Annotated in this window: 7 protein-coding genes; 1 reads left to right on the forward strand and 6 read right to left on the reverse strand. The window is 71.4% G+C overall.

Annotated elements, in window-relative coordinates; genetic code table 11:
• Positions 1-26 precede the first annotated feature (26 nt).
• Genes recN through AB0310_RS07455 form a run of 6 tightly spaced genes read right to left on the reverse strand, consistent with a single transcriptional unit; the run spans position 27 to position 5513 of the window.
• The gene (gene recN, locus AB0310_RS07430) at positions 27-1709 is read right to left on the reverse strand and encodes a DNA repair protein RecN (protein WP_366236901.1); all 1683 of its coding nucleotides are present in this window, start codon (positions 1707-1709) and stop codon (positions 27-29) included.
• Positions 1706-2626, reverse strand: a complete 921-nt coding sequence (locus AB0310_RS07435; RefSeq protein ID WP_187661853.1) for an NAD kinase — start codon at positions 2624-2626, stop codon at positions 1706-1708. Before AB0310_RS07435 ends, recN begins: the two co-directional genes overlap by 4 nt.
• Positions 2623-3420, reverse strand: coding sequence for a TlyA family RNA methyltransferase (locus tag AB0310_RS07440; RefSeq protein WP_366236902.1), 798 nt, complete (start codon positions 3418-3420; stop codon positions 2623-2625). The genes AB0310_RS07435 and AB0310_RS07440 overlap by 4 nt, the downstream gene beginning before the upstream one ends.
• Positions 3417-3596 (reverse strand): hypothetical protein, encoded by a 180-nt coding sequence (locus AB0310_RS07445; RefSeq protein WP_187661855.1) that lies wholly within the window; start codon positions 3594-3596, stop codon positions 3417-3419. Before AB0310_RS07445 ends, AB0310_RS07440 begins: the two co-directional genes overlap by 4 nt.
• A 49-nt stretch (positions 3597-3645) precedes the next feature.
• Complete coding sequence (locus AB0310_RS07450) at positions 3646-4695, reverse strand: HAD-IIA family hydrolase (RefSeq protein WP_522727329.1); 1050 nt, start codon at positions 4693-4695, stop codon at positions 3646-3648.
• The gene (locus AB0310_RS07455) at positions 4695-5513 is read right to left on the reverse strand and encodes a tetratricopeptide repeat protein (RefSeq protein WP_366236904.1); all 819 of its coding nucleotides are present in this window, start codon (positions 5511-5513) and stop codon (positions 4695-4697) included. The genes AB0310_RS07450 and AB0310_RS07455 overlap by 1 nt, the downstream gene beginning before the upstream one ends.
• A 6-nt stretch (positions 5514-5519) precedes the next feature.
• Here AB0310_RS07455 and AB0310_RS07460 point away from each other — a divergent pair.
• A partial coding sequence (locus AB0310_RS07460; RefSeq protein WP_366236905.1) for a hypothetical protein occupies positions 5520-6344 on the forward strand: 825 nt, incomplete at its 3' end.

Here is a 6344-nt window from a genome sequence, read left to right on the forward strand (position 1 = left end):
CACGGGCTTCTATCCTAACAGTTCGTTCAGACGCCGAGGCTGAGAAGCTCACGGGCGTGGGTGAGTGCGGCATCGGAATCCGCGAGTCCGGAGAGCAGGCGAGCCATCTCGGCCTCGCGCTCCTCCCCGTCGAGCCGCCGCACGCTGGAGGCGGTGACGGCGCCGTCGTTCGATTTCACGACGGTCAGGTGGTTGTTCGCGAAGGCGGCGACCTGCGCGAGATGGGTGACGGCGATCACCTGCGACTTCTCGGCGAGTCGGGCGAGTCGTCGACCGACCTCGATGGCCGCGGCACCGCCGATGCCGGCGTCGACCTCGTCGAACACGAAGGTGGGAACCGGGTCGGTCGCCGCGATGACGACCTCGATCGCGAGCATCACGCGCGACAGCTCGCCGCCGGACGCACCCTTGGCGACGGAGCGGGGTTCGGCGCCGGGGTGCGGCGCGAGCAGGATGGCGACGTCATCGCGCCCGTGGGTGCTCTCGGCACCAGGCGCCACGGACACCTCCAGGCGTGCGTCCGGCATCGCCAGCGCGTGGAGCTCGGCGGTCACGGCCTCGCCGAGCCGGACGGCGGCCTCGCTCCGGGCGGCGGTGAGGGCGTCGGCTCGGGCGTCGAGCTCCGCCCTGGCCGCGTCGCGCTCGGCGGTGAGGCGTTCCAGACGCTCCCCGTCGTCGTCGAGCTCGGCCAGCCGTGCGGAACCGGTCTGCCACAGTGCCAGCGCCTCCGCCAGCGAACCGTGCTGACGGATGAGGACGCCGAGCGCGGCCCGGCGTTCCTCGACGGCTGCCAGCTCGTGCGGGCCGGACTCGTCGAGGTCGGCGAGGAAGCCGGAGAGCACGCCGGCGGCGTCGGCGATCCGGTAGCCGATGTCGGCCAGGGTCTCGGCGACCTCCGCCAGCTTCGGGTCCGACACGCGCTCGATCGCTCGGCGGGCTTCCGCGACTAGGGCCGACGCATCCGGCTCGCCCTCCTCGTTCGAGAGGGAGCCGTGGGCCAGGGCGGCCGCGAGCCGCAGCTCCTCCGCGTTCGCGAGGCGTTCGGCGCGGGCCGTCAGCTCCTCATCCTCACCCTCTTCGGGAGCGGTGGCCTCGATCAGGGCCAGGTCCTCCCGCAGCCGGGCGGCCTCCTCGGCGCGCCGGTCGCGGTTCGCGGTGATGTCGACGATCTCGGCGTCGAGCGTGCGCCAGTGCTCGAACGCGGCCTGATACTCCTCCAGCGCCCGGGCGATGGCCTCGCCGCCGAAGCGATCGAGGGCGTCGCGCTGCGCGGCCGCCGATCGCAGCCGCAGCTGCTCGGACTGTCCGTGCACCACGATGAGCTCGTCGGCGAGCGAGGACAGCACACCCGCCGGTGCGGCGCGGCCGCCGACGCTCGCGCGACTGCGGCCTTCGGCGCTGAGGGTGCGCGAGACGTACAGCTCCGCAGTCCCGGCGCCGGCCGGCTCCAGCTCTCCCCCGGCCTCGGCGACGATGTCGGCGACCTCACCGGACTCCGGCACGATCCACACACCGGCCACCGACGCCTGCGCAGCGCCCTTGCGCACGGCGCCGGAGTCGGCGCGCTGTCCGAGAAGCAGGCCGAGACCGGTGACCACCATGGTCTTGCCCGCTCCGGTCTCGCCGGTGATGGCCGTGAAGCCGGGGCCGAGCGGCAGGACGGCATCGGCGATCACGCCGAGCCCCTGCATGCGCATCTCCTCGATCATGCCTCGCTCCTCCGTTCCTGTCCGCGCCATCCCTCGACGGGCAGCTGGAACTTGCGGACGAGACGATTCGTGAACGCGGTGGGGTGCAGTCGCGCGAGGCGGACCGGGCGCGACGAACGACGGACGACGACGCGGGCACCCGGCGGAAGGTCGTGGGAACGACGGCCGTCGCACCAGAGGATGCCGGAGCCGTCCGTCCGCTCCAGCATCTCGATCGCCACGGCCGCGTCGGGGCTCACCACGAGCGGCTTGGCGAAGAGGGCATGGGCCGACAGCGGGACGACGGCGATGGCCTCGACCGTCGGCCAGATGACCGGGCCGCCGGCGGAGAAGTTGTAGGCGGTCGAGCCGGTCGGGGTGGAGACGACCATGCCGTCGCAGCCGAAACTCGACAGGGGGCGCCCGTCGATCTCGAGCACCACCTCGATCATGCGCTCGCGGCTCGCCTTCTCGACGGTCGCCTCGTTCAGGGCCCAGGTCTCGAAGACGACGTCGCCCGAGGCGTCCTTCACGCGCACCGACAGTGCCAGGCGCTCCTCGACCTCGTAGTCGCGGGCGATGACGCGGCGCATCGCGTCGTCCATGTCGTCCCGGTCGATCTCCGCGAGGAAGCCGACGTGGCCCATGTTGATGCCGAGCACCGGGGCGCCGCTGTCGCGGACGAGTTCCGCCGCACGGAGGATCGTGCCGTCGCCGCCGAGCACGATCGCGAGCTCGAGGGACGCCGGACCGGCGGAGGCATCCAGCACCTCGACGTCCGCGAAGAACGCATCGACCGCGGAGAGCTCCGCGTGGTCGTCGGCCGCCAGGACGGGGCGCACTCCCGCGCCGCGGAGGGCGTCGATCACCCGGCGGGCGGCCGCGACGGTGTCGACGCGACCCGCGTGGGCGACGACCAGGATCCTGCGCTCGTTCATCGTCCCCCTGCCAGCCGGTTGATGGTGTCCATCCATTCTGTCGGATTGCTGCCGCCGCCCGGCACGAGGTGGACGAGATACTCCGCATTGCCGTGGGTTCCGAGGATCGGGGAGGAGACGATCCCCGCCATCCCCATCCCCGCGTCCCACGCGCTCCACGCCACCCGGGCGACGGCATCGGCACGGGTGGCGGGGTCGGTGACGAGACCGCCGCGCACCGCCGTCCGGCCGACCTCGAACTGCGGTTTGACGAGCAGCAGGACATCGGAACCCGGCGCCGCGACGGCGACCACCGCGGGGAGCACGAGCTCGAGCGAGATGAAGGAGAGGTCGCCCACCACCAGGTCGGGCGAGGCGGACTCCCCCGTCGCCGCGGCGAGACTGTCACGGGTCATGTGCCGCACGTTGAAGCCCTCGACCGCGGTGACACCGGGGTCTGCCGCGATCGACGGGGCGAGCTGGCCGTGACCGACGTCCACAGCCAGCACGCGCCGCGCGCCGCGCTCCCGCAGCACCTGCGTGAAGCCGCCGGTCGAGGCTCCCATGTCCAGCGCGAGGCGCCCCTGCACGGGAATGGTGAAGCTGTCGAGCCCGGCGATGAGCTTGTGCGCGCCGCGGCTGACATAGTGGTCGGCGCCGGCCACCGTGATCGTGTTCTCCTCGCCGACCGCGGTCGAGGCTTTGACGACCGGGCGACCGTCGACGCTCACGAGACCGTCGGCGATGAGGGTGGCGGCGTGCGTGCGCGAACGGGCGAGTCCTCGGGAGGCGAGGGCAGCGTCGAGTCGCGTCATCGTGGTCCCGGAGTCTCCCGCTGTTCCAGCCGGGATCCGCTCTCGAGCCGTCGAGAGAGTTCATCGTGCAGGGCCGAGTACAAGTCCGCGCGTGCGGAGAGCGGCTGACCTTCGATCAGGCGCAGACGACTCCACAGGCCGTCCGTCGGCGCGCTGGTCGTCGTCTCGTCACTCACGCTTCCACTGTACGCGGCGCCGCCGACGGCCGACGGCGCCACGCGTGGCTCAGGGGCGGTGGAACGGGTCGGCGTACAGCCGTTCGGGAACCCGCAGCACGAACACCGGCGTACCGGACGCCCAGATGGCCGCGGCGCCGGCGCGGAGGAGGTCGAGCTGCTCGCCGGACTCGGCGACGATCTCGACGTCCGCTCCGTGGACGCGGACGGCGGCACCGTTCACGTCGAACACGCCGTCGGTCACGGTGGGCTCGGGATACGGCTCGTGCAGACCGCGCAGATCACCGAGGATGTAGGTCGGGCGTGAACCTTCCGGCGCGGCGAGGACGTGCTTGGGACGGTCGATGCCGGTCAGCACGAGCGCGGACTCGATGCCGGCGCGGCTGGCGCCCATGATGTCGGTGTCCAGGCGGTCGCCGATGAACAGAGCCTTCGCGGCACCGAAGCGGGCGAGCGCCTCCTCGAAGATCGGGGTCTCCGGTTTGCCCGCCACCGTCGCCAGTCGACCGATCGCGGTGTGCACGGCGGAGACGAGGGTGCCGTTGCCGGGGGCGACGCCGCGCTCGCGCGGGATCGTCCAGTCCGTGTTCGTGGCGATCCAGGGGATGCCGCCCTCGTCCTCAGGGACTTTCAGCGCGAACGCCGCCTCGGCGAGGTCCGTCCAGGCCACCTCGGGCGCGAACCCCTGGACCACGGCCTGCGGAGCGTCCTCGGCGCTGCGCGTCACCGTGTACCCGGCCTTCTGCACCTCGTCGACGAGCCCGTCGCCGCCGACCACGAGGATGGTCGCCGGCGCGGGAACGATCCCGGACAGCAGACGCATCGCGGCCTGCGGGCTCGTGACGACGTCCTGCGGAGCGACGTCGAGCCCGAGACTGGTCAGATGCGCGGCCACGGAGGCGTCCGTGCGCGAAGCGTTGTTGGTGATGTAGCCGAGACGCACCGCGTGCGCCGCGGCGTTCAGGCTCTCGACCGCGTGCGGCAGAGCCCCCGGACCGGCGTAGACGACGCCGTCGAGATCGGCGAGGACGGTGTCCACGCCCTCGAGAGGCGTCCGTTCCGCTCGAGACCTCCGTGCCTTGGGTGTGAAGAGCCCCACTACGCCTCCGGCTTCTCGGATGCGGAGGGCGAGTCGTCCTCCGTCTCGTCGTCCTCACCGAGCAGTTCGCGCACCTCGTCCTCGATGGACGGCTCGGCGGGCTCGGGGGTCTCGTTCGTGTCGGAGGAGGACGAGTCGTCTCCGGTCTCCGCGTCGGAAGCGGCTTCTTCGTCGGCGACGGTGTCGTCGGCGGAGAACTCCTCCTCGTCGGAGAACTCGTCCTCGACGGAGACAGCGTGCTCCTCGGAGAACTCGTCCTCGACGAGACCGTCCTCGACGTAGAGCTCCTCGTCGCCGGCCTCATCCACACCGAGAGCCTCCGCGGCGACCTCGGCGCGGTGCGCCCAGAACTCCGCCTCGTACGTGCGGCCGAGATCTTCCAGGACGGCAGCGCGCGCGGCGAAGAGCGCGGGGCTCCACTCGAACGCGCGATCCGGGTCGAGCTCCGGGATCTCGAGCTCCCCGAGGGCCAGCTCCAGGTCGCCCTGGTCCAGCCGGGCACCCGACATCGCGATCGCGAGAGCCACGCGCACGGGGGTGGTCAGAGCCGATCGGTCCACGGCGCGGCCGGTCTCGAGGGCGCGGTCGGGACGTCCGATGCCTCGCTCGCTGTCGACCATGAGGGCGATCTGGTCGTCCTTGCCGGAGATCCGGCGATAGGTGCGGAGCTCCCGCAGGGCCAGGGCGAAGTCACCCGTCGCGTAGGCGGTGATGCCCAGGGTCTCCCGGACGATCGCGATGCGCCCTGCACGACGTGACGCCGCGAGTGCGTGCTCGTGCGCCAGGGTCGGGTCCTCGTCGATCAGCCGAGAAGCCATCGCCAGATGCCGAGCGACGAACTCCGCGTTCTCTTTGCTGAGCGTCTTCAGCTCGTTGCGCGCCGAGGGGTGCAGGTCGCGCGCCGTGACATCCTCCGGGACGCGGGGCTCGTCGAACCGCGGACGCTCGCTCGCCGCGTTGGCAGGACGCTCCCGCCCCGCGCCACCGCGCTGCGGGAAGGACCGAGACCGGTCACTCCCCCGCTCCCGGTCGAATCCACCCTCACGGCGCGGTGCGCTGTCACGGTTGTTGTAGCCGCCTTCGCGACGGGGGGCACCACCATCGCGGTTGTACCCACCCTCACGACGGGGCGCACCACCGTCACGGTTGTAACCGCCTTCGCGACGAGGGGCACCACCATCGCGGTTGTACCCACCCTCACGACGCGGGGCACCACCGTCACGGTTGTACCCACCATCACGACGCGGAGCGCTGTCGCGGTTGTTGTAACCGCCTTCGCGACGAGAGGCACCACCATCGCGGTTGTAACCGCCTTCGCGACGGGGCGCACCATCACGGTTGTTGTAACCGCCTTCGCGACGAGGGGCACCACCATCACGGTTGTTGTAACCGCCCTCGCGACGAGGGGCACCACCATCACGGTTGTTGTAACCGCCCTCGCGACGCGGGGCACCACCATCACGGTTGTAACCACCTTCACGACGCGGGGCACCACCATCGCGGTTGTAACCACCTTCACGACGCGGGGCACCACCATCACGGTTGTAACCACCTTCACGACGCGGGGCACCACCATCACGGTTGTAACCACCTTCACGACGCGGGGCACCACCATCGCGGTTGTAACCACCTTCACGACGCGGGGCACC

Origin of the sequence: Microbacterium meiriae, assembly GCF_040702565.1 — a bacterium.
In the GTDB taxonomy this organism is placed as follows: Bacteria; Actinomycetota; Actinomycetes; order Actinomycetales; family Microbacteriaceae; genus Microbacterium; species Microbacterium meiriae.